Source organism: Burkholderia sp. SIMBA_062, assembly GCF_046534765.1.
Classification (GTDB): Bacteria; Pseudomonadota; Gammaproteobacteria; order Burkholderiales; family Burkholderiaceae; genus Burkholderia; species Burkholderia ambifaria.
The window spans coordinates 1-271 of sequence record NZ_JAWRYD010000273.1; the positions used below are offsets into that span (position 1 = coordinate 1).

Annotated in this window: 1 protein-coding gene; it reads right to left on the reverse strand. The window is 60.1% G+C overall.

Annotation, left to right across the window (positions count from 1 at the left end; translation table 11 throughout):
• On the reverse strand, positions 1-271 hold a 271-nt coding region (locus SB786_RS36330), incomplete at both ends, for an MFS transporter (RefSeq protein ID WP_410731592.1).

Below are 271 nucleotides of genomic sequence, written 5' to 3' on the forward strand. Positions count from 1 at the left end.
GGGGCACGGTGAACAGCGTGCCCAAGGCGCCGAACAGCAGCATGGAATTACGCCGGCCAATCCGGTCGGACAACATGCCGAAGAACGGCTGCAGGATCATGAACAGGAACAACGCGCCGGTCATCACGTAGCTGGCGTTCTTGGCGTTCATGCCGGCCGTATTGACCAGGTACTTCTGCATGTAGGTGGTGAAGGTGTAGAAAATCAGCGACCCGCCCGCGGTGTAACCCAGCACGGTGATGAACGCTGCGGTGTGGTTGCGGAACAGCCC